Source organism: Mesorhizobium sp. M2A.F.Ca.ET.043.02.1.1, assembly GCF_003952405.1.
Taxonomy (GTDB): domain Bacteria; phylum Pseudomonadota; class Alphaproteobacteria; order Rhizobiales; family Rhizobiaceae; genus Mesorhizobium.
The window spans coordinates 4,891,012-4,916,248 of sequence record NZ_CP034445.1 but is presented as its reverse complement, the minus strand read 5'-3'; the positions used below and the strand labels follow the sequence as shown (position 1 = coordinate 4,916,248).

The window sequence follows — 25,237 nt, the reverse complement described above, 5'->3', positions numbered from 1 at the left end:
CTCTATCGGGTCAACACGACGCCGGCATCGGGCCGGAAGGAGACCCAGGCGCGGTCATTCCAGGTCAGCGGATCCTCGGTGACGCGCGAGGCGTTCAGCGCGCTTGCCCGCACGATCTGCCCGTCGTCGAGCCTGATGTGAAAGACGGTCATGTCGCCGAGATAGGCGACGTCATAGACCTCGCCTTCCAGCGCATTGACGGCATCAGCGGGCTTCTTCGAGGAGACCTTGATCTTTTCCGGCCGGATCGCGAAGACGATGTCGGAGCCGGCAGCGGCTTTGCCGCCATTGTCGACGACGATCTCAGCCCCGGTCGCGCCGGTGATGCGCGTCGCGTTTGCCGTATGCTCGGCAACCTTGCCCTCGAACATGTTCACGTTGCCGACAAAATGCGCCACGAAACGCGAGGTCGGCGCCTCGTAGATCTCGGCAGGCGTGGCGACCTGCATAACCTCGCCCTTGTCCATGATGGCGATGCGATCGGCCATGGTCATGGCTTCTTCCTGGTCGTGGGTGACGACGACAAAGGTGAGGCCGAGCTCCTGTTGCAGGTCCATCAGCTCGAACTGGGTCTCCTCGCGCAGCTTCTTGTCGAGCGCGCCGAGCGGTTCGTCGAGCAGCAGAACCTTGGGTCGCTTGGCGACCGAGCGGGCTAGCGCCACGCGCTGGCGCTGGCCGCCCGAGAGCTGATGCGGCTTGCGCTTGGCGAACTGCTCGAGCTTGACCAGCTTCAGCATCTCCGCGACGCGTTTTTCAATATCAGGCCCCGGCATGCCTTCCTGCTTGAGGCCGAAGGCGATGTTCTTCTCCACCGTCATATGCGGGAACAGCGCGTAGGACTGGAACATCATGTTGACGGGCCGCTTGTAGGGCGGGATGCCGCGCAGGTCCTGCCCGTCCAGCAGGATGCGGCCCGCCGTCGGCTCCTCGAAGCCGGCGAGCATCCTGAGCAGGGTCGACTTGCCGCAACCGGAGGCGCCGAGCAGCGCGAAGAATTCGCGCTCGAAGATGGTCAGCGACAGATTGTTGACGGCGGTGAAGTCACCGAACTTCTTGGTGACCTTGTCGAACTGGATATATGGCTTGGCGTTCGGGTCGTTCCATGGCGTGAAATCCCTGCGGATGCTGCCAAGCGATTTCATGATCCCCACTCCGTTACTTTTTTGATTCCCCAAAAGAAAGCGACCCCGGCAGTTGGCTGCCGGGGTCGTGTCTCAATGCTTACTGACCGGTGACGATCTTGGTCCAGGTGCGCGTGATGACGCGCTGTGTCTTTGGATCATATGGCTTGACGGTATAAAGCTTCTTGGTCGTCTCTTCGTCGGGATAGACCGCTGGATCTTCCAGGATCGCCTTGTCGACGAATTGCTGCGAAGCCTTGTTGCCGTTGGCGTAGAGCACGTAGTTCGACGACTTGGCGATGACTTCGGGGGTCATCATGTAGTTGATGAACTCGAGCGCTTCGGCGACATGCGGCGCGTCCGCCGGGATCGCCATCTGATCGAACCACATCTGGGCGCCTTCCTTCGGCACCGAATAGCCGATCTCGACGCCCTGCTTGGCTTCCTCGGCGCGGTTGCGCGCCTGGAAGACGTCGCCCGACCAGCCGATCGCCAGGCAGATGTCGCCATTGGCCAAGGCGTTGATGTATTCGGACGAATGGAACTTGCGGATATAGGGCCGGACCTTGAGCAACGCGTCCTCGGCCTTGGCAATGTCATCGGGCGAGGTGCTGTTGGGATCAAGGCCGAGATATTTCAGCGCCGCCGGAATGATGTCGGCGGGAGAATCCAGCACATAGACGCCGCAATCCTTCAGCTTGGCCAGCTTGTCCGGATTGAAGAAAACATCCCAGCTGTCGATCTTGTCGGTGCCGAGCGCAGCCGTCACCTTCTTGACATTATAGCCGAGGCCGACGGTGCCCCACATGTAGTTGACCGAATATTCGTTGCCCGGATCGTATTTGGCGGTGCGCTCGGAGATGACGTCCCACATGTTGGAGATGTTCGGCAGCTTCGACTTGTCGAGCTTCTGGAACACGCCCGCCTGGATTTGCCGCGCCAGGAAGTTCGCGCTCGGCACGACGACGTCGTAGCCGCTGCCGCCGGCCAGCAGCTTCGTTTCGAGGATCTCGTTGGAATCGAAGGTGTCGTAGACGACCTTGATGCCGGTCTTCTTGGTGAAGTCGTCAATGATCGAGCTGTCGATATAGTCCGACCAGTTGTAGACGTTGACAACGCGGTCCTCGGCATGGCCGCCTGCCGTGAAAAGCGTCAGAAATACCGACGTCGCCGAAAGCCAGAGCGCTTTGCGGATCATAGTGTTCTCCTTTGGTGAGTGTTCCCTTGCCGGCTCGTCGCGATATGGCGGCGCGGCATTGATTTCAGGCTATTGGGCTTTCCGAAGGGCAACAAGCGCGACCTGTCGGCGCTGCGCCGGGTTGCCGGTCGGTGGTCAAAGACCTCCCGCAGGGCGCCCTTGTAAGGTACCCGGGCGGCGTCAGCGGCGTTCGCCGTGGCGTGGGCAGAGATACGACGATGTGATCCGGCCCTGGTCGGGCCGGCAGAGACACTTGGCAAGATACGCCTGTCTTGTTGTTGCCGTGATCGCAGCCTGCCCGCCCGGCAGCGGGGTTGTCAATGGGGAAGGCTGCCTAAAGCGCGTCGCGCCGAGAGGGATTCAGGCGACGCGCTTTGGGTCTTTGTTTTGATGCATGTCGTTCGCCCAAAGACCGCTGCGCACTTTTGGGCGACATGCTGTTGTCTTGATCGCATGTCGTTGTCCCAGGACCGCTGCACACTTCTGGGCGACATGCTGTTGTCTTGATGCATGTCGTTCTCCCAAAACCGCTGCGCACTTTTGGGCGACATGCATTGGTCAATTGGGTGACGGCAGGCCGGTGATGCCGGGGCGCGCCGGCCGCGCCTGACGTTTGAACTCCAGGCCGATATGGACGAGCAGCGCGGTGACCACGATCGCGCCGCCGATGATGGTGCGCACCGACGGCACCTCGGAATGGACGAGCCAGACCCAGATCGGCCCGAGGATCGGCTCGAAAGTGCCGAGCAGCGCCGCGATTGCCGCCGGCACGAGCCGGGCGCCCATGGCAAAAAAGGCGAGGCCGACGCCGAGGTTGACGACGCCGAAGGCGAAGAGGAAGCCCATGTCGCGTGCGGACACCGCAAACTGCGAGGCCTGGGCGGCGGCAAAGATACCGGCAAGCAGCGCGCCGAGACAGGTGGCCGGCACCATGCGCACATGAGCAAAGCGCCGGGTGATCACCGTCGCGAACGAAAACATCACCGCAATCAGCAGCGCCAGGCCGTCGCCGATCGGGGACACGGCCCCGTCGAGGGATTCAGAGACCATGATGGCAACCCCAGCGATGACGGCGGCGATGGCAATCCAGGTGGCTTGGCTCACGCGCTCGCGAAACAGCAGCCAGGCGAGCAAGGCGGCCAGAAGCGGCACGCCGGCTTGCATCAGGAGAATGTTTGCAACCGTCGTATAGGCAAGCGCAACGATAAAGCTGGTCGAGGCCGTGGCAAAGCACAAGGTCACGCCGAGACCAGGCAGGCCCATATCGCGGAACAATCTCAACGTGCCCCGCCAGCCGTCGCGCCAGACCATGAACGCGACGAGGAAGGCCACCGCCCAGAGCGAGCGCCAGAACACCACGGCCCAGCTGTCGTCGACATGGATGAAACGGGCGATGGTGCCGCCAAAACTCCACATCAGCGCCGAGAGGAAGACCAGCAGCATGCCGATCCGCTCCTCGCGCGGCGAGACGTCTGGTAGGGCGACGCGAGGCGATGCGGTATCGGTCATGGACATGATTGTCAGCGAGTTATGCGCGCTATGGTGCACCAAGGACAACAGGAACTCTGCGTCTCAAACGACAGAACTGTGTCTCAATCGCGTAGCGCAAAGTAGAAAGCCGTGCGTGATCCAGCATTCACTGAAATGTGGGACAACGTCGCAGCGGTTTACTTCGACACAGGTCGAACCTGCACCCACGCGCAGGTCCGGACGGCGTGTATCATCCCTGAAAATCGAAGGCGCTGAGGCCCGTCACCATCTCGTCAAGGCCGAGCGGGCGCGTCACCGGCGGCTCGGCGCGCGCCAGGCAGCCGGCGCGCTCGCAAAGCCTGCAGGCGGGGCCGACCGGAGTGCCGAAACCTTGCCCGGGCTTGCCGGGGGATCCGGCCGGCAGCGCCGCGCCATAGACGATCTCGTCGCGAAAGCCGATATCGCAACCAAGCAGGAGCGCGGTGCGGCGCGGCCGTTCGGAGAAGGCGCTTTGCGGGCCTTCTAGGGTGCGGGCGATGCAAAGGAACTCGGCGCCATCGGGCATTTCCACCGCCTCGACCAGGATCTGGCCCGGCTGCGAGAAGGCCGCGTGAATGGGAAGCTTGGGGCAGCCGCCGCCGAAGCGACTTTGCGGATAACCCTGGCTGCCGGCCTTGCGGAAGCGGTTGCCGGCATTGTCGACTTCCAGCATGAAGAACGGCACGCCCGCCGCGCCCTGCCGCTGCAGCATGGTCAGGCGGTTGGCCGCCTGTTCGAAAGAGACGCCGAAGCGGGAACGCAAGACATCGATATCATAGCGGGCGCGAACGGCGGCGGCGTGGAAAGCCTGGTAGGGCATCATCAACGCATGCGCGGCATAGCGGCCGAGCTCGAAGCGGGCGAGCCGGCGGGCCTCGTCCGTGCCGAGCTTCAGCCCCTTGATCTCGCCCGCGACGGCCACCGACATGCGCATCAGGCTCGCCTCCATGGCGACTTCGCGCAGTTGATCGAAGGGCGACAGACGCTCCGACAGGAACAGGCGCTGCGAATGACGGTCATAGCGGCGGCGCCAGTTGGGCATGGTGGCGACCGGCAGCACCTTGACGACGATGCCGTGCTCGCGCCTCAACCAGGCCTTCAGCGCGCCGAACAGATCGTCGCCGGGCTCGAGGAGCGATGTGAAAGCCTCCGCCTCCTCCTCCAGCGCAGCAAAGTGGTTCGGCCGACGTTCGAACACTTCGTGGACTTCGTCGGCGGGCAGGCGCGCGCCGGACAGGGCGGTCGCCCTGCCCTCCTTGGCCAGCAGTTGGTTGAGATCGGACAGGCGCTCGGCCTGCTCGCGATAGGCGCGAAAGAGCTTCACCATCGCCGCCGAGGCATTGGGCGCCGTCTCGGCAAGGTCGATCAGTTCCTGATCACCGGGCAGTTCGCCGGCAAGAAGCGGATCGCTGAACGCTTCGCGCAAGGCCGCGATCGAGCCTTTGGTCTCTCCCTGCAATTCATGCGGATCGACCTTGTAGACGGAGGCCAGCTTGAGGATGAGTTGCACCGTCAGCGGCCGCTGGTTGCGTTCGATAAGATTGAGGTAGGAGGGCGAGATGCCCAATCCCTCGGCCATTGCCGTCTGGGTCAGCCCCCTGGCGTTGCGCAGCCGGCGCAGCCGAGGCCCGGCAAAGATCTTCTGGTCGGCCATCGCTTCCACCCTTGACAAGAATTTACAGGCGCATCGAACCCAACGCCCGCCTTGCCGCTTTTGCAATCATGACAAATTTACAGAGCAGACTTGTCAATGGCAACACAGCTTTTCCTTTATTTTCGGCACCAAGCGGCGGTTTCTCTGGCCTATTTCGCGCTGCAATGTAAACGATGTCATACACAGACGTCGCGGGATATGGCCTTGCGATGTGGCGCTGAAGCAGTTTTCAAACGATCCGGAGTGACCAATGACCGATTTTTACAACCTCGTCCCCTCCGCGCCGGAAGGCCGTTTCGATGGCATCGAGCGCCCCTACTCGCCAGAGGATGTGAAGCGGCTGCGCGGCTCCGTGCAAATCCGCCAGACGCTAGCCGAGATGGGTGCGAACCGGCTGTGGAAGCTCATCCACGAGGAGGATTTCGTCAACGCGCTCGGCGCGATGTCCGGCAACCAGGCCATGCAGCAGGTTCGGGCCGGGCTGAAGGCGATCTATCTCTCGGGCTGGCAGGTGGCCGCGGACGCCAACACGGCTTCGGCCATGTATCCGGACCAGTCGCTTTATCCGGCCAATGCGGCGCCGGAACTCGTCAAGCGCATCAACCGCACCCTGCAGCGCGCCGACCAGATCGAGACATCCGAAGGCAACGGGCTTTCGGTCGAGACGTGGTTCGCGCCGATCGTCGCCGATGCCGAAGCCGGTTTCGGCGGCCCGCTCAACGCCTTCGAGATCATGAAGGCCTTCATCGAGGCGGGTGCTGCCGGCGTCCACTATGAGGACCAGCTGGCGTCGGAAAAGAAGTGCGGCCATCTCGGCGGCAAGGTGCTGATCCCGACCGCGGCGCATATCCGCAACCTCAACGCGGCGCGCCTGGCGGCCGACGTGATGGGCACGCCGACGCTGGTCGTGGCGCGCACGGACGCGGAAGCAGCAAAGCTCTTGACCTCCGATATCGACGAGCGCGACCGGGCTTTTGTCGATTACGATGCAGGCCGCACGGTCGAGGGCTTCTACAATGTGAGGAACGGCATCGAGCCTTGCATCGCGCGCGCCGTGGCCTATGCGCCGCATGCCGACCTGATCTGGTGCGAGACCTCGAAGCCGGATCTGGCACAGGCCAGGAAGTTCGCCGAAGGCGTGCACAAGCATCATCCGGGCAAGCTGCTCGCCTACAACTGCTCGCCGTCGTTCAACTGGAAGAAGAACCTCGACGACGCAACGATCTCGAAGTTCCAGAGGGAGCTTGGCGCGATGGGCTACAAGTTCCAGTTCATCACGCTGGCCGGCTTCCACCAGCTGAACTTCGGCATGTTCGAGCTGGCGCGCGGCTACAAGGACCGCCAGATGGCGGCCTATTCGGAACTGCAGCAGGCCGAGTTCGCGGCGGAAGCCAACGGCTACACCGCGACCAAGCACCAGCGCGAGGTCGGCACCGGCTATTTCGACGCCGTGTCGATGGCGATCACCGGCGGCCAGTCGTCGACCACCGCCATGCATGAATCGACCGAGCACGCCCAGTTCAGGCCGGCGGCCGAGTAACGGATAACAACCAGAGGAAACGCCCGCAGGGCATCTACATCGAGGAGAAGACCAATGGCATCGATAAGCCGCGTCAAGGAAAGGGCGGAAGAGCAATCGAGCGCGATGAGCGTCGACCAGCAGGCGACGATCCGCATGCTCGCCAACGATCTGCACAGGCTCAACCAGTCGGTCATGAAGGCAGTCGAGGCCGGCGTCTCGGTGGAGCTGGTGCGCTCGGCCAGGCACCATGGCGGCGACGGCAACTGGGGTGACCTGCTGATCCCCGTCATCGTCACCCATCAGAGCCATACTTGACGTAACGTCAACAGTCTCGGCGACAGTCTCCGCGCGTTATACGTTCGGGAGACTGTCGCATTTTTCGATTTGCCTTCGTCGACGGGAGGCACGACTTGCGCTGAATTCCCGATTTTCTTGCTATATTTTGGATCTCGGCCGTTTCAGCTTGACACCGGCCGCGATCTCACTCAATTCTGCCTCAGGTTTCAACCCTGCATTGAACCAGAGTGCCTCTCCGCCGATGTGTCCCGCCGACCGTGCCGACCAGTCCGAAAAACATCCAAGACCGGCAGCCCGCGCCGGCGCCATGGCGGCGGACTTTTCGAAGGTGCTGGTCGTCGGAAAATCATCGATCAACAGGGTCGTGGTGTCGAAAATCGTCGAGAAATCGGGCCTGAAGCCGATCTCGGAATCGCCCGAGGCCGCCGAGAAGACGCTGGCAGCATATGTGCCCGGCGCGGTCATCCTCGACGGTGGCCCCGACAACAAGGATTGCGACCGGCTGATGTCGGCCATCGACGCGCTGCGGCGCGTCTCCGGCAAACCGCTGCCCGCGGTTATCCTGCTCTCAACCAGGAATGGCACATCGGAGAGCCTTGGCCTGTCGAGCATAGTCGATGCGGTCGTTGCCAAGCCGATCACGCCAGAGAGGCTGCAACCGGTGGTCGATCGCCTGACAGGGCGCGGTTAGACTGCAGGACCTTCAACCAACCTTTGCGATAGCCTCGACAAGGCTCGGCAACTCGCCGAGATCGGCAATCTGGCGGAAACGCGGCGCCTCGACAGGCGGCTCGGCATGTTCGACCGCCCAGGTCAATTCGTGCGGCACATGGATGCCCCAACCGCCGGCCTCGATGGCGGGAACCACGTCGGACTTGAGGGAATTGCCAACCATCATGCTGCTCTGCGGACCACGGCCATGGCGGCTGAAGATGCGGGCATAGGTGGCGGCATTCTTGTCGCTGACAATCTCCACCGCGTCGAAGAGGTCACCCATTCCCGACTGCGCAAGCTTGCGCTCCTGATCGAAGAGGTCGCCCTTGGTGATCAGCACCAGATGATAGGAGTCCGCCAGCGCCTCGACGGTCTCGCGCGCATGCGGCAGCGGCTCGATCGGGTGGTTGAGCATCTCGCGGCCGGCAGCCAGGATCTCGCCGATAATCGAACCAGGCACCTCACCACCGGTGATCTCGACCGCCGTCTCGATCATCGACAGGGTAAAACCCTTGATGCCGAAGCCGTAAAGGGCGAGGTTGCGCCTTTCCGCCTCGAGCAGCCTTGCCGCGATATGCTCATGGTCGCCGTGCTCCGCCAGCATTGCGGCAAAGCGCTTCTCGGTCATGCGGAAGAACTGCTCATTCTGCCACAGCGTGTCGTCGGCATCGAAGCCGATCGTGGTCAAATGAGAGGCGGGCCCGTTCTTCATGACGGCCGGTGTACCTGCTGTTGCGGCGCGCCGCCAGCCTGAAGACGGATGCCTGCTTGTCCCGCCTCCCCTTCCCTTCCGCCATGACGCCCGGCTATAGTCCGAAATCCGCAACACAATCTGGTGAATGATGCCGCCTGAGAAAAAGGAAGTCCGTCCGTCAAGCCGGGGGGGACGCGCCCGCACGCCTGCCTTCCTGAAAAACGAACGCGGTGTGAAGAACTGGAAGGAAGCCAGCGCCTGGCTGGAGTGGCGCGGCATCGAGGACATCGAATGCATCACGCCGGACCAGGCCGGCGTTGCCCGCGGCAAGATGATGCCGTCGAAGAAATTCACCTCCAACACCTCGCTGGCGCTGCCGTCAGCCGTGTTCATGACGACGATCTCCGGCGGCTACCCGGAAGACGGCAACGGCTTCCACTATCCCGAGGACGACGGCGACCTGAAGCTCTTGCCCGATCTCTCGACGCTGACCGTGGTGCCCTGGGAAGAAGACCCGACGGCGGCGGTCATCTGCGACCTCGTGCACCAGGACGGCCGCTCGGTCGAGTTCACGCCGCGCAACGTATTGAAGCGCGTGCTTGCGGCCTATGACGAGCGCGGGCTCAAACCGGTCGTGGCACCCGAGATCGAATTCTATCTGGTGCGCAAGAACCCCGACCCGGACTATCCGCTGACGCCGCCAGTCGGGCGCTCGGGGCGGCCGATCGGCGGCGGCGCCGGCTATTCGATCGCCGGCGTCAACGAGTTCGACGAGCTGATCGACGACATCTACCATTTCTCGGAACGGCAGGGCCTGGAGATCGACACGCTGATCCATGAGGAAGGCGCCGGCCAGCTCGAGATCAATCTGCGGCACGGCAACCCGATCGAGCTCGCCGACCAAGTGTTCATGTTCAAGCGCACCATCCGCGAGGCGGCGCTGAAGCACGAGATCTACGCCACCTTCATGGCCAAGCCGATCCAGGGACAGCCGGGCTCGGCCATGCATATCCACCAGTCCGTGGTCGACAAGAAGACCGGCAAGAACATCTTCTCGGCCGAAGACGGCTCCGAGACAGACGCTTTCTTCCACTTCATCGGCGGCATGCAAAAGCATGTGCCGAACGCGCTGGTGATGTTCGCGCCTTACGTCAATTCCTACCGCCGGCTGACGCAACAGGCCTCGGCTCCGGTCAACAACAAATGGGGCTACGACAACCGCACCACCGCCTTCCGCGTGCCGCGCTCGGACCCGGCGGCGCGGCGCGTCGAAAACCGCATCCCGTCGTCGGACGCCAACCCCTATCTGGCGTTGGCCGCGTCGCTGGCCTGCGGGCTGGTGGGCATGAACAACAAGATCAAGTCGGAACCGCCGGTGCTGACGACCGCCAACGCGGATGAAATCGACCTGCCGCGCGGCCTTCTGGAGGCGGTCGGCCTCTTCGAGGACGATACGGAGCTCGGCGCCATCCTCGGCAAATCCTTCGCCGCTACCTACACCGCGATCAAACGCGCCGAGTTCGAGACCTTCATGGAAGTGATCAGCCCGTGGGAGCGGGAATATCTGCTGCTCAATGTGTGAGGAAAGGCAGTAGGGGAGTAAGGCAGTAGGGGGAACGATGGCGAAGATCGAATCGTACAGGGATTTGGTCGTCTGGCAGCAGGCTATGGACCTCGCACGAAACGACAAGAGCCTGGCCGAAGGAAGAACTCTATGGATTGACAACTCAGCTACGCAGGGCAGCCGCTTCCGTGCCTGCCAACATCGCTGAGGGCTTTGGACGAGAAAGCCGAGCGACCTATCAACAGTTTCTTAGAATTGCACAGGGATCACTCAAAGAGTTGGAAACTCACTTGCTGATCGCGCAGCGCGTCGGAATCACCTCCAACGAAGCAGCTCAACAATTGATGGTGCGAAGTGAGAGCGTAGGAACACTCTTGCGGCTCCTCATCCGTAAATTAGCGCCCGAGTAGCTCCTACTCCCTACTGCCCTACTGCCCTACTGCTGCCCTACTGCCCTACTCCCCTACTCCCCTACTGCGAGCATCATGCCCTACCAATCCCCCATCTCTCCCGGCCGGTCATGGTATGAGGATACGGTCGGCCCTCGCCCCGAATATCCTTCGCTCGACGGTGACCGGATCTGCGACGTCGTCATCGTCGGCGGCGGCTTTACTGGCCTCTCGGCTGCAGCGCATCTGGCCAAGGCGGGCGCAAATGTCGCGCTGATCGAAGCCTATCGCTTCGGCGACGGCGCGTCCGGACGCAATGGCGGCCAGCTCGGCACCGGGCAGCGTGCCTGGGCGGAAGAGTTGGAGGCCGAATATGGCCTTTCCCGCGCCAGGGCGCTGTTCGACATGGCGGAAGAGGCCAAGGCGCATCTGCTTGACTTCGCTGCCACCAACACGATCGACATCGACTATATGCCGGGCCAGCTTTCCGTGGCGCACAAGAAACGTTACGTCGACGACTACAAGCGCCACGCCGAGATCATGGCGACCCGCTTCGGCTATCCGCATTTGAGCTTCATGGACCAGGCGGAGACGGCGCGGCGGTTGGGCTCGTCGCGCTATTTCGGCGGCACCCGCGACATCGGCACCGGTCACATCCATCCGCTGAAGCTGGTGATCGGCACGGCGAAAGTGGCGGCGGCCGCCGGCGCACATCTCTTCGAGCAGACGCCGTCCACCGGCATAATTTCCAGCGGCGGCAAGGTGAAGGTCACGACGCCCAGGGGCACGATCACGGCCGACAAATGCCTGATCGGGGTCAATGCCTATGGCGGCAATCTCGAGCCGGTGAGCGCGGCGCATATCATGCCGATCGGCTCTTTCATCGGCGCGACCGTGCCGCTCGGTGCTGCTTCCAAAGTGCTGCCGGGCGGCGAGTCCGTCGACGATTCCCGTTTCGTGGTGCGCTATTTCCGCAAGTCGAAAGACGGCCGGCTGTTGTTCGGCGGCCGCGAGGTCTATGCCGTCGCCGATCCGAAGGACATCCATATCCACATCCGCAGGCAGATCGCCGAGCTCTACCCGGATCTCAAGGATGTCGAAATCACGCATGGCTGGGGCGGCTATGTCGGCATCACCATGCCGAGAAAGCCGTTCGTGCGCGAAGTGATGCCGAATGTGATTTCGATCGGAGGCTATTCCGGCCACGGCGTCATGCTGTCGAACTTCTTCGGCAAGCTCTATGCCGAGACCGTTGCCGGCAATCGCGACTGCCTGAAACTGATCGAGGACCTGAATATCCCCGCCTTCCCGGGCGGCCGCCGCTTTCGCGCGCCGCTCTTGTTTCTGGCGCTCAGCTGGTTCGCGCTACGCGACAGGATTTGAAGCTGGCGCCCGGTCGAGGCGCCGATTCGACGATGGCGGCTTCCACGAGGCAGGTTGTGGAAGCCTTAACGGGCGCGCAGAATTTCGCAATTTGGCTCACTCATGCCATAATCAGCAGTAAAAGATGCGATCATGGGCGAAAATTCCGGGGATTGCGCGGGCTTTGTCCGCTGTGATTTCGGGACCGATGCCGATCGATGCCAACCCTCGCGGCAATGATCGAAAGAACGTCGGCCCGCTTGTTGGAGGTGGTTTGAGTGAACGAGCCCTTCAGTTTCGGCACGCCGGAACGGCAGCGCTTCACAATGCAGTTCGGCTATAACGTACGGCCATCCTTCTGGCAGAAGGTGCAGTCGAACGCGCATCTGGTCATTGCAGCGGTGGGCACGGTCGCGCTGCTCGGCGTGGCCGCGGTGGCGCTCTGGTTGTGCATTCCGGGCAGCGGCCGGCAGGTTGCCGCGGCCAGCGCCGAGCAGGCCGTGCCGACAATCCCGGTGAAGACCACGAAGATCGCTCCCGCGGCGGCGGCGGCGGCGGTGACCGTGGCCCCGGCACCACAGGCCGCGCGCAAGGCGGATGCGGTTTCGCCGGCAACAGCGGCCCGCGAAGCCAACATTCCGGCGCTGGCGTCGAACAGCCCCCGCTGGACGGCCCCCGACTCCAAATCCCCCTCGGAGCCGGCAGGGGATCAACCAGCTCCATCGAAGCAGGCCGCCGAGCCTGGCGCTGCGCAATCAACCGACACGGCCTTCGCCGAGCCGGCCGCGGATAACGACGCCTCGGACGCACTGTCGCAGGTTGCCGCACCCGCACCGGCGGGCGAGACGGCCGCGAAGACGCCGGGCGACAAGATGGATGGCGCCCAGACCGCCGCCATTCCAGAGGCCAAGCCACAGGCTCCCGATGCCGATCCGCCGGCAACCGACGACGCGGCGCAGTCCAAACCGAAACCTCAAAAGGTCGGCGCGGCTGCCAACGGACGCATCTTGAGGGCCGTCACCATGCGCTCCGGACCGAAGAAGGGCGCAGCCGCGATCGTCACCGTGCCCGCCAAGGCATCGGTGCAGGTGATGAACTGCAAGCAGTGGTGCGAGATCGTCTATAACGGCAAGCACGGCTGGGTCTACAAGAGCTACGTCAAGACCGGCGCGTGAGGCCGTTGTGCCGGCGGCGCCGCGGCCGAACCGCGATGCCGTCAGCCGCCGAAGAGGTGACGAAGTCGCTGCCGCCAGCGATCATGCCTGCGCTTTTTGACGAACTCCCGATGCTCCTCGAACGGCACTTCGAAAAGGCCGCAAGTCTGGCAGCCTTCCTTCTTCCCGCAAGCAGGGATCCAGCATTTCACATCATATGTCCAGGCGAGCGCCAAACGTTCCAGGTGAAGACTGGAAGAACTCTTGAGAAGGATGAGTTCGCCTGGCGCGGCAGTGCGCCTGAGATGATCGGAAACCTCTTTCGGCGTCCGCAGTTCGACGAACCGGCCGCTGTCGCGATCGGCCTGGCTGGCTTTCGAGCGATGGGCATGCTCCCCGACATAGATCACCTGGTCGGCAATCTCGCGCGCACTTTCATAGGCGCGCGCATATTTTGCATTCGAGCCGGCAAAGTCCGACAGCTGGCCAAGCACGATCCGCTTTCGCCCAGCCGTTGATCTTGCCATCATGTCGAAGGCGAGCGGTAGCGAATGCCAAGGAGCCTTGGCGGTGTCGACGACGAAATGCGGTCCTCCATCGACGACCAGGACGCGACAGCGGTTCGCCAACGGCTCGAATGCCGCGATCCTGTCCTCCACCATTCGCGCTGGTACGCCAAGCTCGAGCGCGGTCGCGGCCGCGGCAGCCGTCGGCAGCCAGAAATGCTCTCCCGGAAACGGCGTCTTGAGCTTCAACACCCCGGCCCGCCAATGAAGCGTGAAGCTGAGCGTGCGCGGATAGGCGGCGCTGATATCGGCGACGCGATAGTCGGCCGTTTCCGACTCGCCGAACGTGACGAGGCGATGCACACCGCCGGATGCCATGGCCAATACATTGGGATCGTCGGCGTTCAGTACCGCCAGCCCGCCAGGCCCCAGCGCCTCGACCAAAGCGCGTTTTTCCCGAGCGACGTTCTCCAAGGCCCTGAAACTGGAAAAATGCTCAAGCTGCACCATCGTGACAACAGCCACATGCGGCTTGAGCAACTGTGCCATGGGCCTGATCGTATCGACGCCGGAGGCGCCCGCCTCGAAGACGACATAGTCGAGCTCACCATGCTTGTTCATGTGCCTGTAGAGTGTGCTGACGAGTGAATTTATCGTGTTGGCCAGAACCCGCGTGTAGGTCCGCCCGTGGCCGGCCAGAATGTGCCCGAGCAGGCTCACCGCGGTCGACTTTCCCGAGCTGCCGGTTACGCCGATGAAGGTGGCCTTGCTCCGCGCCCTTGCACGCCTCGCCCGGTAGATCTTGAGGCGTTGCCCCAGGTCCTTGCGAATTCTCCGCAGTCCGGCATTCATGGCACCCGCCCCATCCAGGCGCCGTTATGCCTTTCGCCGGATCGTCAAGTCAAACTCAAGCCGCACGTCATCGACTAAAGCGCGTCGCGATCTTTCAGGCTCGCTCCCCGCGCTTTAGGTTTTGGTTTTACGCATGTCTTTATCCCGAAACCGGTTCCCATTTTCGGGAGACATGCTTTAGACACAGCGGCCGCCATCGACCTCCAGCGCCACGCCGGTGATGAAGGCGGCCTCGTCCGAAGCCAGCCACAGTGCCGCATTGGCGACGTCGAGCGGTGTCGAGAGCCGGCCGAGCGGAATCGAGGCGCGGAACTTCTCGCGTATCTCCGGCGTGTCGTCGCCCATGAATTTCTCCAGCATGCCGGTCTCTCCGGCAACCGGGCAAAGGCAGTTGACGCGAATGTTCTTCGGCGCCAGTTCGACGGCCATCGATTTGGTGGCCGTGATCGCCCAGCCCTTGGAAGCATTGTACCAGGTCAACCCCGGCCGCGGCCGAAGCCCTGCGGTCGAGGCCGTGGTCAGGATGACGCCGCCCCCCTGCCGGTCCATGATCGGCACGACGGCAAGCGCCGCATGGTAGATCGCCTTCATGTTGACGGCGGTGATCAGGTCGAAGGTTTCCTCGTCGACGCCCAGCATATCGCCGTGGCGGTGGGTGAAGCCGGCATTGTTGACCATGATGTCGATGCGGCCGAACGCGCTCTTGGCAGCGTAGATCATCTCGTCGAATTCGGAGCGCAGGGACACGTCGGTCTGGGTCCAGATCGCGTCTTTGCCGATCTCGTCGGCCACCCGCTCCGCGCCCTTGGCGTTGAGATCGGCGACGACCACGCGCGCACCCTCTTCGGCAAAGCGTTTCGCCATGCCCTCGCCGAAGCCCGACGCGGCACCCGTGATGATGGCGACCTTGTTTTCCAGACGCATGGCTTTCCCGCTCATTGGATTTCCGCAGCCATCTCCCTTAGCTTTCGTCACATTCACGTTCTATGGTGCAGGCGCGAACGCTGCCGGAAGCCATGGCTTGCCGATAAGCCTGCCGGCAGCGCGCGAGTGTCGGGAAACATGTGGACCGATGCAAGTGCAAGCGATTGGTCCTGCCTGTGACACCATGGCACTGGAAAATTTAAATCGATTAGAATATACCAACCACGCTGCCGCCATCAGGCATCAAATCGGACTGACCATGACCAGCCAGATCATTCCTGTCGATCCCTTCGACTTCATCATCTTCGGCGGCACCGGCGACTTGTCGGAACGCAAGCTCCTGCCGTCGCTCTACCATCGCCAGCGCGACCATCAATTCTCCGAACCGACGCGCATCATCGGAACGTCGCGCGCGAAGATGAGCGATGCCGAATTCCGGACCTTCGCCAAGAAGGCGATATCCGAGCACGTGAAACCGGAGGATGTCGATGCCAAGGAGCTTGAGACTTTCTTGGCGCGGCTTTCCTACGTGTCGGCTGACGCGACCACAGGCGCCGGCTTCGGCGAGCTCAAGAAGGCGATCGGCGACAGCGACCGGATCCGCGCCTTCTACCTTGCGGTGGCACCGGCGCTGTTCGGCGACATCTCGCACAAGCTCAAGGAGCACAAGCTGATCACGCCGAATTCGCGCATCGTGCTGGAAAAGCCGATCGGCCGCGACCTCAGCTCGGCGCGCGCCCTCAACGACGCGGTCGGCGGCGATTTCGACGAAGGCCAGATCTTCCGCATCGACCACTATCTCGGCAAGGAAACGGTGCAGAACCTGATGGCGCTGCGCTTTGCCAATGCGCTCTATGAGCCGCTGTGGAATTCGGCGCATATCGACCATGTTCAGATCACGGTCGCCGAGACCGTCGGGCTCGAAGACCGCGTCACCTATTACGACAAGGCCGGCGCGCTGCGCGACATGGTGCAGAACCATATTCTGCAGCTGCTTTGCCTCGTCGCCATGGAAACGCCGTCGTCCATGGACGCCGATGCGGTGCGCGACGAGAAGCTGAAGGTGCTGCGGGCGTTGAAGCGCATCAACGGCAACGGGGCGCCCAAGCATACGGTGCGCGGCCAGTATCGCGCCGGCGCCTCGGCGGGCGGTCCCGTCAAGGGCTATGTCGAGGAACTCGGCAAGGATAGCAACACCGAGACTTTCGTCGCCATCAAGGCCGAGATCGGCAACTGGCGCTGGGCCGGCGTTCCCTTCTATCTGAGGACCGGCAAACGGCTCGCCACCCGCGTCTCGGAAATCGTCATCGAGTTCAAGCCGATCCCCTATTCGATCTTCGGCGACAGCGCCGGACCGATCTTCGCCAACCAGCTGGTGATCCGGCTGCAGCCGAACGAGGGCGTCAAACAATACATCATGATCAAGGATCCCGGCCCGGGCGGCATGCGCCTGCGCCAGATTTCGCTCGATATGAGCTTCGCTCAGTCCTTCGACACACGCGCGCCGGACGCCTATGAGCGGCTGATCATGGATGTGGTGCGCGGCAACCAGACGCTGTTCATGCGCCGCGACGAGGTCGAGGCGGCCTGGAAATGGATCGATCCGATCCAGAACGCCTGGGAAAGCGCCAGGCAGGAAGCCCAGGGCTATACGGCCGGAACCTGGGGGCCGTCGGCCTCGATCGCGCTTATCGAACGTGACGGACGGACATGGCACGAGAGCAATTGAGCGAGGTCAGCTACGGCTGGAACGGCTTTGCCGATCGCCAGTATCTCGCGACGGCGCTTGCCGGTGAGATCGCGGACCGGTTGACCAGGGCAATCACGGAACGCGGCGCCGCGCTGCTCGCCGTGTCCGGCGGGACCACGCCGGCAAAGCTGTTCGCCGCGCTGTCGACGACCCCGATCGCCTGGGACAAGGTTATTGTGACGCTGGTCGACGAGCGCTTCGTGCCGCCGTCCTCGCCGCGATCGAATGCCGGGCTGGTGGCGGCGAACCTGCTGCAGAACAAGGCCGCGGCGGCGCGCTTCGTGCCGCTCTATCATGAGGCGGCAAGCATCGAGGACGCCGCGGCGGCGGATAGCGAAGCGCTGCGGTCGCTGCCCTGGCCGCTCGACGTGGTGATCCTCGGCATGGGCGGCGACGGCCACACGGCTTCGTTCTTTCCGGATGCCGGCAACCTCGAGGAGTTGCTCGACCCCGCGTCCCAGCGCATCGTGCTGCCGGTGCACGCGGCGAGCGGCGGCGAGCCGCGGCTGACGCTGTCGATGGCGCGCATCGTCGCGGCCGGCTTCGTCGCGCTGCATATCGAAGGCGAGGACAAGCGCACAGCGTTCAACGGCGCGATGGGTCCAGGCGCGAAAAAGCCCATCCGCAGCGTGCTCGAAGCGGCGCCGGGACGGATAGAGGTGTTCTGGGCACCCTGATTTCATATGAGGACAGCCCGGTGGCAGGGGAGGACGCTTACCGGGCTTGAAAGGACGGACCATGACAGCCAGACGCGATATCGAAGCCATCACGGAACGCATCCGCCAACGTTCAAAAGCCGGGCGAGAAGCCTATCTCAGCCGCATCGCCGGAGCGTCAAGCAATACCGCCAATCGGGCGGTGCTGGGCTGCGGCAATCTCGCCCACGGTTTTGCCGTATGCAGCCCATCGGAAAAGATCGCACTCGGCGGCGACCGCGTGCCGAACCTCGGCATCATCACCTCCTACAATGACATGCTGTCGGCGCATCAGCCCTTCGAGACCTTCCCGGCGCTGATCAAGGAAGCCGCGCGGGAAGCGGGCGGCATCGCCCAGGTGGCCGGCGGCGTGCCGGCGATGTGCGACGGCGTCACCCAAGGCCAGCCCGGGATGGAATTGTCCCTATTCTCGCGCGACGTCATCGCCATGGCGGCGGCGATCGGCCTGTCGCACAATATGTTCGACGCCGCCGTCTTCCTCGGCGTCTGCGACAAGATCGTGCCCGGGCTGGTGATCGCGGCGCTCACCTTCGGCCATCTGCCTGCTGTCTTCATCCCCGCCGGACCGATGACGACCGGCCTGGCGAATGACGAGAAGGCCAAGGTCCGCCAGCTCTATGCCGAAGGCAAGGTCGGCCGCGCCGAGCTGCTGGAAGCCGAGTCCAAGTCCTATCACGGGCCGGGCACCTGCACCTTCTACGGCACGGCCAATTCCAACCAGATGCTGATGGAGATCATGGGCCTGCACACGCCCGGCGCCTCCTTCGTCAATCCGGGCACGCCGCTGCGCGACGCGCTGACCAGGGAAGCGGCCAAGCGGGCGCTGGCGATCACGGCGCTCGGCAATGCCTACACGCCGGTCGGGCGCATGATCGACGAGCGTTCGATCGTCAACGGCGTGGTCGGTCTGCACGCCACCGGCGGCTCGACCAACCATACGATCCACCTGATCGCCATGGCCGCGGCTGCCGGCATCGCGCTGACCTGGCAGGACATTTCCGACCTGTCGGAAGCCGTGCCGCTCTTGGCGCGCGTCTATCCGAACGGGCTTGCCGACGTGAACCATTTCCATGCCGCCGGCGGCCTGGGCTTCCTGATCCGCGAGCTGCTCGACGAAGGCCTGCTGCATGAGGACGTGCAGACGGTGTGGGGCGAAGGCCTGCGGCCCTACGCGGTCGAGGCGAGGCTTGGCGAGGACGGCAGCGTGGTGCGCGAAGCGGCGCCGCTCGTGAGCGGCGACGAGAAGGTGCTGGCGCCGGTCAACAAAGCCTTCCAGCCGACGGGCGGGCTGAAAGTGCTTGGCGGCAATCTCGGCCATGCCGTCATCAAGACTTCCGCCGTAAAACCGGAGCGCCGTGTCATCGAGGCGCCGGCAAAAGTGTTCGACAGCCAGCAAGGCCTGAACGACGCCTTCAAGGCCGGCCAGCTCACCGGCGACTTCGTCGCCGTGATCCGCTTCCAGGGACCGAAGGCCAACGGCATGCCGGAGCTGCACAAGCTCACCACCGTGCTCGGCATCCTGCAGGATCGCGGCCAGCGCGTGGCGCTGGTGACCGACGGGCGCATGTCGGGCGCCTCCGGCAAGGTGCCGGCGGCGATCCACGTGACGCCGGAAGCGGTCGAGGACGGGCCGATCGCCAGGATCCACGACGGCGATGTCATCCGGCTCGACGCCGATGCCGGCACGCTGGAGGTGCTGGTGCCGGGAACGGAATTCGCGCTGCGCCGCACCGCGGACGCCGATCTCATCGGCAACGAGTTCGGCTTCGGCCGCGAGCTGTTCGCGGGGTTCCGGCAACTGGTCGGGCGTGCCGATCATGGAGCGGCGGCATTCGGAAGCGCCTGACGTTGCGGGTTCAAAAGACAAAGGGCGGCTTTGAGCCGCCCTTTGTCTTTGTTCCGGCCGAAACAACTACTGCACCGTGATCTCGCTCCGTTCGCCGGCCTTGATCGTCACCGGCGTTTCCTTGTCCTGGCCCTGGTCGGAGGCGTGCCGCACGACCACGTAGTCACCGGCGGGAATCGTCTGCTGCCAGCTGTCGCCATAGCTCAAGCCTAGCGACTTGCGCTTGCCCTCTATGTCCTTCTTCGACGAGAACACCTCGATCGAGTAAGCGCCGGGCGCCGACATCGCCAGCACGCCGGCGTCGAGCGCGACCTTGATGTCCTGGTTGTCGCCGGCCTTGATGCTGAAGGGCTGCTCGGCAACCGCAAGATCGAGGGTGGTGAGCGCGACATAGTCGTCCGGCGGCAGCCAGAACTTGCTGTCGGGACCATAGGAGTGCTCGACGCTCTCGCGGGAACCGTCGATCTTCTTCTTAGCCTTGACGATTTCGAAGCTAATGCCGGAATTGTCGGCCTTGTCGCCGCCTGCCGTATAGAAGGCATTGAGCACGGCGTGCCCGACGCCGACGACGACGTCCTTCTCGACCGTCTGTCCGGCAGCAAGCTGGATGGTCTCGGTCACCGTGCCGGCGCCGATCTGCACCGTCACTTTCTGCTCGCCGGCGGGGACAGTCGCCTTGGCGTCGCCATAGTGAGTGGTGCTGCCGCCCTGATAGGCGAAGTCGACACGCGCCTCGCCGCTGATCTCCGATCCCTGGCTCGCATGCGGATGGATAACCAGCGTACCGCCGTTGAGCGTGAACAGCGGCTTGTAAACCTGACCGGCCTCTATTCTGATCTTTTGCTCGCTTCTTGCCTCGTCGTCGCGGCCGACGACGATATAGTCGCCCGGTTCGAGATTGGTTTTCAGCTCGCCATACTCGGTCATGACCTGATCGCCGCGCCAGCCGTCCGCATTGGCCTTGTAGATTTCCCAGGCATTGCTGTTGTCGGAGATCTCGGGACCTCCCTTGGCCATGACCACGCTTGGCATGAAATTGAATTCAGGCTTGGCGGGCTCGGGCGCTGGCGCGGGTGCCGGAGCGGGCTCTTGCGCCGGAGCCGGAGCCGCCACGGTCTCGACCAGGGCGTCCTGCAGCGCCTTCTCGTCGGAGGCCTGGATGTATTTGCCGCCGGTGTTTTCGGCGAGGCAGGCGATCTGCTTGCCTTCGTCGGCGGTCAAGCCGAAGCCGACGACATCGGCGGTGAAGTCGACGCCGCTTTCCTTGAGCTCCTTGCCGAGCGCGCAGGGATCGCCGCCGCAGGTCTCCAGCCCGTCGGTGATCAGCACCACCGTTGCCTTGTCCTCGGTGTATCTGAGCGCCTCGGCGGCCTGCTTGACGGCAGCCGTGAGCGGCGTCTTGCCCAGGAATTTCATGCTGTCGGCGGCCGCCGAAATGGCGCTGGCGGAGCCGGCCTGTGGCGGCACGATCAGCTCGATGTCCTCGCAGCTGCCCTTGGTGCGATGGCCATAGGCCATGAAGCCTATCTCATCGTCGGCCGGAACCGATTGCAGCACCGTGCGCAGCGATTCACGCGCGATCTCCAGCTTCGGCTTGCCGTCGATCTGGGCCCACATCGAACCCGATGCATCAAGGATGATGATGACCTTGTTGGCGGCAAAGCCGAAACTTGTCATCGACAAAAGGAGGGCCGCCGCAGCGACGCTCCGTATCAGTCCCGCCATGGATGTCTCCTGATTGTTCCCTCGTCCGCGCCCGGAAAGCTATTTTAGGTGGCCTGCGGAGACAAGCTGCAAAAGCTCGTGGTCAGGCGCCCGGCACCTGTGCCGGGACAAAGCCCTCGGCCTCGACGATCTCCCGGTAACGCGGATCGGCGCGCAGCCCCTTGAAGGCCGGATCGATGCGCACGCCGAGCAGATCGTCTTCCTTGCGCCTTGCCGATTCCTCGAGATAGCGGATCGCATCGTCGCCTCGACCCAGCATGGCGGCGGTGGTGGCGAGCTTGTAGGCAGGTTCGCGGTCGCGCTGGTATTGCCGCAGCTGCTCGGCGAACATCGCCTTCAACAGGCCATCGCCGCCCTCGTCATCCAGGCCCTTTTCGGCGGCATCGGCAATGGCCTGGCGGGCATCGTTGCCGGAGATGACAGCGGCACGCCGGTATTCGCGCAGGAAATCGCTCCAGCGATGCTGGTCGAGATAGATGGTGGCGAGATATTCGGGCGGCGAACGCAGGTTCGGCTCCGCCTCGGCAAGCGGCTGCAGGATCGCCAGGGCCTCGTCGACGCGGCCGGCATGGAACAGGATGAGCGCCTTGTTGGCAAGAATGCTGCGCGACTCCGGGCTGAGTTCCTGCGCCTTGGCGATCTCGCTGAGAGGCTGTTCGGTCTCTCCGGCGACCATGAGCGTCAGCGCATACCAGTGGTGGGTCTGGGCGGAATCCGGATCAAGTCGGATCGCCCGTTCGAACAGCGCGCGTGAGCCGGCAAAATCCTTGTCCCAATAGAAAGCCGCGAAGGCGAGCGCCGCGTAGCCGCCGGCATTGCCGGGGTCGAGCGCTATGGCGCGATTGGCGGCGGCCTCAGCCTTCGGATAGGCGTCCCTTGCCGGCTTCAGCGTGAATTGGCTGACCATGTTGTAGGTCTCGGCCAGCTTGGCGTAGGCGTCGGCATATTCGGGATCGAGTGTGGTCGCCTCGGTGAGCAGTTGCATGGCGCGGTTCAGCCCTTTCGCCTGCCTTGTCTCCAGGTAGTAGACGGCGTCGAGATAGAGATCCTGGACCTTGGGATCCGGTTTGTAGGCAGCACGGCCCGGCAAGATGGGAGCGTCGAGCATCGAAAGGATTCCGGCGATGGCGATCACGGCAAAGAGCGTGATCGCGCCGGCGATGACGAGAGCCGGCCGGTAGCGGGAAAAGCCGGCCTGCCCTGGGATCCGATCGGCGTCGGCCGATGAGGCCTGCGGCATTTCACCCGCCTCAGCCGCAGTCTCGGTCGCAGGCGCTTCGGCCGGCGCCGCGCTGTCGCCCCGCAACCATCGCTCCAGCTCATCGGTATAGGCAAAGACGAGATTCCTCGCTCCGCCGGAAATCCGGTGAACCGGCAGGCCGCGCTGGCGCTCCCAGCGCCGCACGGTGCGCTCGTCGCGGCCGAAGAAGGCAGCGATTTCCTTCCAATCGTTCAGCCGACGGTCGCGCCTGCTCGCCAAAGCCTGCCCCCTAGAGCGTTTCACCGTTTCCCGGAAACGGCGAACCGCTCTATCCCTTTGTTTGACGCAATTCCGGACGGAAAACCGCTCACACTTTTCCTGGAATTGCTCCAGTGCCCGTATCTGCCCGCATTTGCCGGACGCGCCCAGGTCGGGCATCGGCTAGCATCCGGACATCGCTGGCTCGACGCCAACCGACGGCACATCCCCGGCGGACAAGCTCGCTTGGCTTGTGACGGATTTCAACCCGGCGAAAATGTGAGGTGCCGGCGGCCGGCCGCGTCACCCAACCGGCGACATCTTCCCGCAACAATCAGTAGGTGGTGCGGCGCTCTTCCGATGGCGGGCGGCCGAACTGGAGCCGGTAGCTCTGCGCGAAATAGGAGTGCGAGGTGAAGCCGGTAGCGATCGCCACGTCGAGGATCGGCATGTTGGTCTGGCGCAGCAATTCGCGCGCCCGCTCCAGCCTCAGCCGCATATAGTAGCGGCCGGGCGTTACGCTGAGGTGGCGCAGGAAAAGGCGCTCGACCTGGCGCACCGACAGGCCCGCCGACTTGGCGAGCTGCACGGCGGACAGCGGCTCGTCGAGATGGTCGGCCATCAATTCGACGATGCGCCTGAGCTTCTCCGACTTGCCGGTAAGGTCGCGCTCCGGTCCAACGCGCTGGCGGTCGCCGGCCGAGCGGATGCGCTCGTGCTGGAACTGGTTGGCGACGCCGTTGGCGAGGTTGGAGCCGAAATCGCCGCGGACGATCTCCAGCATCAGGTCGATCGAGGTGGTTCCGCCGGCGCAGGTGTAGCGCTTGCGGTCGATCTCGAAGACATTGCCGGTGCAGTTGATGTCGGGGAAGCGCTCCATGAAGCCGGCGCGGTTCTCCCAATGGATGGTGCAGCGGTAGCCGTCGAGCTGACCGGCTTCGGCCAGCAAATAGGAACCGACCGACAGCGCGCCGAGCGCATTGCCGCGCCGGCCCCAGCTGCGCAAAGCCGCCAGCACCTTGCTCTTGCCGGGGAATTCCGTGGTGAGCCCGACCGAGACGAACAGGATGTCGACCGGCGGCATGTCGGCGACCGAATAGTCGATCTTCAGCGGCAGGCCGTTGGAGGCCATGACCGCATCGCCGTCGGCCGAAATCGTCGTCCAGCCATAGAAGTCGCGGCCGAGCAGACGGTTGGCCGAGCGGAAGCAGTCGATGGCGGCGGCCAGCGAGAACATCGAGAACTTGTCGACGAGCAGGAAGCCGAACTGACGGCCGCCCTGAACGGGATCGTTCGTGATCGGCCGTTCGATAGGAGCAGTAAGGTTCGGCAAGGATCTGCTTTCGATCAGAAGGACGGCCGCTTCAGCCCGGCCGCGAGGTAGGCGGAAGCTACAGTGTTCGCCATCAACATGGCAATGGTCATCGGCCCGACGCCGCCGGGCACCGGCGTGATGGCGCCGGCGACCTTGGCCGCCTCGGCATAGGCGACGTCGCCGACCAGGCGGCTCTTGCCTTCACCCTTTTCGGGCGCCGGGATGCGGTTGATCCCGACATCGATCACGGTGGCACCGGGCTTCACCCAATCGCCCTTGACCATCTCGGGGCGGCCGACGGCGGCGACCAGGATGTCGGCGGTGCGTGCCAGCGCCGGCAGATCCCTGGTGCGGCTGTGGGCGATGGTCACCGTGCAGTTGGCGGCGAGCAGCAGATTGGCCATCGGCTTGCCGACGATGTTGGAACGGCCGACGACAACGGCGTTGAGGCCGGAAAGATCCTTGCCGCGCACGCGTTCGATCAAAAGCATGGAGCCCGCCGGCGTGCAGGGCACGAAGGCCGTGTCAAGCTCGCCGGTGCCGAGCTTGCCGACATTGATGAAGTGGAAGCCGTCGACATCCTTCTCCGGCGCGATCGTCTGGATCACCTTGCCGGCATCGATATGGCCTGGAAGCGGCAGTTGCACGAGGATGCCGTGGATCGACTTGTCGGCGTTGAGATCGCCGATGATCTTCAGCAACTGTTCCTCGCTGGTGTCGGTCGGCAGCGTATGCTGGAGCGAATGGAAGCCGCATTCCTTGGCGGTGCGCGATTTCGAAGCGACATAGACCTGGCTTGCCGGGTCTTCGCCGACGATCACCACGGCAAGGCCAGGGTTGGTGGCTCCCTTGGCCGAGAGCTCCGCGGTCAAAGCCTTGACCTTCGAAACCACATCCTCGGCGACACTCTTTCCATCAATCACTTCGGCCATCACCAATCCTCAGCTTCGCTACGAGGCCGATAGT

The 25,237-nt window shown here is 63.7% G+C and carries 20 protein-coding genes and 1 pseudogene; 10 read left to right on the top strand and 11 right to left on the bottom strand.

All coding sequences use genetic code 11. The annotated features are described in order from the left end of the window. Window positions 1–2: 2 nt before the first annotated feature. The 4 genes from EJ068_RS23320 to EJ068_RS23305 form a co-directional block, all read right to left on the bottom strand. Window positions 3–1,142, bottom strand: a complete 1,140-nt coding sequence (locus EJ068_RS23320; RefSeq protein ID WP_127252956.1) for an ABC transporter ATP-binding protein — start codon at window positions 1,140–1,142, stop codon at window positions 3–5. A gap of 79 nt (window positions 1,143–1,221) precedes the next feature. Further along, window positions 1,222–2,319 carry a polyamine ABC transporter substrate-binding protein gene (locus EJ068_RS23315; protein WP_126079084.1) on the bottom strand — a complete coding sequence of 366 codons (1,098 nt, stop codon included), beginning with the start codon at window positions 2,317–2,319 and terminating at the stop codon, window positions 1,222–1,224. Window positions 2,320–2,877: 558 nt separating this feature from the next. Further along, complete coding sequence (locus tag EJ068_RS23310; RefSeq protein ID WP_127252943.1) at window positions 2,878–3,828, bottom strand: DMT family transporter; 951 nt, start codon at window positions 3,826–3,828, stop codon at window positions 2,878–2,880. 211 nt (window positions 3,829–4,039) lie between these two features. After that, window positions 4,040–5,482 carry an XRE family transcriptional regulator gene (locus EJ068_RS23305; protein ID WP_127252942.1) on the bottom strand — a complete coding sequence of 481 codons (1,443 nt, stop codon included), beginning with the start codon at window positions 5,480–5,482 and terminating at the stop codon, window positions 4,040–4,042. 250 nt (window positions 5,483–5,732) lie between these two features. Between EJ068_RS23305 and aceA the strand changes: the two genes are divergently transcribed. The 3 genes from aceA to EJ068_RS23290 all read left to right on the top strand — a co-directional run bounded on the left by aceA (window position 5,733) and on the right by EJ068_RS23290 (window position 7,992). Next, on the top strand, window positions 5,733–7,022 hold the full coding sequence (gene aceA, locus EJ068_RS23300; protein ID WP_127252941.1) for an isocitrate lyase: 1,290 nt from the start codon (window positions 5,733–5,735) through the stop codon (window positions 7,020–7,022). A 54-nt stretch (window positions 7,023–7,076) separates the two neighbouring features. Beyond that, the gene (locus EJ068_RS23295; RefSeq protein WP_042640947.1) at window positions 7,077–7,319 is read left to right on the top strand and encodes a hypothetical protein; all 243 of its coding nucleotides are present in this window, start codon (window positions 7,077–7,079) and stop codon (window positions 7,317–7,319) included. Window positions 7,320–7,608: 289 nt separating this feature from the next. Beyond that, the gene (locus EJ068_RS23290) at window positions 7,609–7,992 is read left to right on the top strand and encodes a response regulator (RefSeq protein WP_189342341.1); all 384 of its coding nucleotides are present in this window, start codon (window positions 7,609–7,611) and stop codon (window positions 7,990–7,992) included. 12 nt (window positions 7,993–8,004) lie between these two features. On the opposite strand, the gene EJ068_RS23285 is transcribed toward EJ068_RS23290, so the two are convergent. Beyond that, window positions 8,005–8,727, bottom strand: a complete 723-nt coding sequence (locus EJ068_RS23285) for an HAD family hydrolase (protein ID WP_127252939.1) — start codon at window positions 8,725–8,727, stop codon at window positions 8,005–8,007. A gap of 130 nt (window positions 8,728–8,857) precedes the next feature. Between EJ068_RS23285 and EJ068_RS23280 the strand changes: the two genes are divergently transcribed. From EJ068_RS23280 to EJ068_RS23265, 4 genes and pseudogenes are all read left to right on the top strand, one after another. Beyond that, window positions 8,858–10,291 carry a glutamine synthetase family protein gene (locus EJ068_RS23280; protein WP_127252938.1) on the top strand — a complete coding sequence of 478 codons (1,434 nt, stop codon included), beginning with the start codon at window positions 8,858–8,860 and terminating at the stop codon, window positions 10,289–10,291. A gap of 37 nt (window positions 10,292–10,328) precedes the next feature. Further along, window positions 10,329–10,683: pseudogene (locus tag EJ068_RS23275) on the top strand (four helix bundle protein). A gap of 75 nt (window positions 10,684–10,758) precedes the next feature. Then, window positions 10,759–12,045 (top strand): FAD-binding oxidoreductase, encoded by a 1,287-nt coding sequence (locus tag EJ068_RS23270; RefSeq protein WP_127252937.1) that lies wholly within the window; start codon window positions 10,759–10,761, stop codon window positions 12,043–12,045. A 257-nt stretch (window positions 12,046–12,302) separates the two neighbouring features. After that, complete coding sequence (locus tag EJ068_RS23265; protein WP_189342297.1) at window positions 12,303–13,199, top strand: SH3 domain-containing protein; 897 nt, start codon at window positions 12,303–12,305, stop codon at window positions 13,197–13,199. Between the two features lie 41 nt (window positions 13,200–13,240). Here the strand turns inward: EJ068_RS23265 and EJ068_RS23260 are convergent, their stop codons facing one another. Continuing rightward, a complete protein-coding gene (locus EJ068_RS23260; protein ID WP_127253875.1) occupies window positions 13,241–14,536 on the bottom strand; it encodes a Mur ligase family protein in 1,296 nt (431 codons plus the stop codon). 177 nt (window positions 14,537–14,713) lie between these two features. Continuing rightward, complete coding sequence (locus EJ068_RS23255; protein ID WP_127253876.1) at window positions 14,714–15,460, bottom strand: SDR family oxidoreductase; 747 nt, start codon at window positions 15,458–15,460, stop codon at window positions 14,714–14,716. 259 nt (window positions 15,461–15,719) lie between these two features. Here EJ068_RS23255 and zwf point away from each other — a divergent pair, with 259 nt between their 5' ends. The 3 genes from zwf to edd all read left to right on the top strand — a co-directional run bounded on the left by zwf (window position 15,720) and on the right by edd (window position 19,772). Beyond that, window positions 15,720–17,189, top strand: a complete 1,470-nt coding sequence (gene zwf, locus EJ068_RS23250) for a glucose-6-phosphate dehydrogenase (RefSeq protein ID WP_126079091.1) — start codon at window positions 15,720–15,722, stop codon at window positions 17,187–17,189. Then, entirely contained in the window at window positions 17,171–17,887 is a 717-nt protein-coding gene (pgl, locus tag EJ068_RS23245; protein ID WP_127252604.1) for a 6-phosphogluconolactonase, read from the top strand. The genes zwf and pgl overlap by 19 nt, the downstream gene beginning before the upstream one ends. A gap of 61 nt (window positions 17,888–17,948) precedes the next feature. Then, the gene (gene edd / locus EJ068_RS23240) at window positions 17,949–19,772 is read left to right on the top strand and encodes a phosphogluconate dehydratase (RefSeq protein ID WP_127252603.1); all 1,824 of its coding nucleotides are present in this window, start codon (window positions 17,949–17,951) and stop codon (window positions 19,770–19,772) included. Window positions 19,773–19,838: 66 nt separating this feature from the next. Here edd and EJ068_RS23235 read toward each other — a convergent pair whose 3' ends face one another. From EJ068_RS23235 to folD, 4 genes are all read right to left on the bottom strand, one after another. After that, window positions 19,839–21,497, bottom strand: coding sequence for a VWA domain-containing protein (locus EJ068_RS23235; protein WP_127252602.1), 1,659 nt, complete (start codon window positions 21,495–21,497; stop codon window positions 19,839–19,841). An 82-nt stretch (window positions 21,498–21,579) separates the two neighbouring features. After that, window positions 21,580–22,977, bottom strand: a complete 1,398-nt coding sequence (locus tag EJ068_RS23230) for a hypothetical protein (protein ID WP_127252601.1) — start codon at window positions 22,975–22,977, stop codon at window positions 21,580–21,582. 313 nt (window positions 22,978–23,290) lie between these two features. Next, window positions 23,291–24,289 (bottom strand): GlxA family transcriptional regulator, encoded by a 999-nt coding sequence (locus tag EJ068_RS23225; RefSeq protein WP_040988147.1) that lies wholly within the window; start codon window positions 24,287–24,289, stop codon window positions 23,291–23,293. Window positions 24,290–24,303: 14 nt separating this feature from the next. Next, window positions 24,304–25,203 (bottom strand): bifunctional methylenetetrahydrofolate dehydrogenase/methenyltetrahydrofolate cyclohydrolase FolD, encoded by a 900-nt coding sequence (gene folD / locus EJ068_RS23220; RefSeq protein ID WP_127252600.1) that lies wholly within the window; start codon window positions 25,201–25,203, stop codon window positions 24,304–24,306. Window positions 25,204–25,237 lie beyond the last annotated feature (34 nt).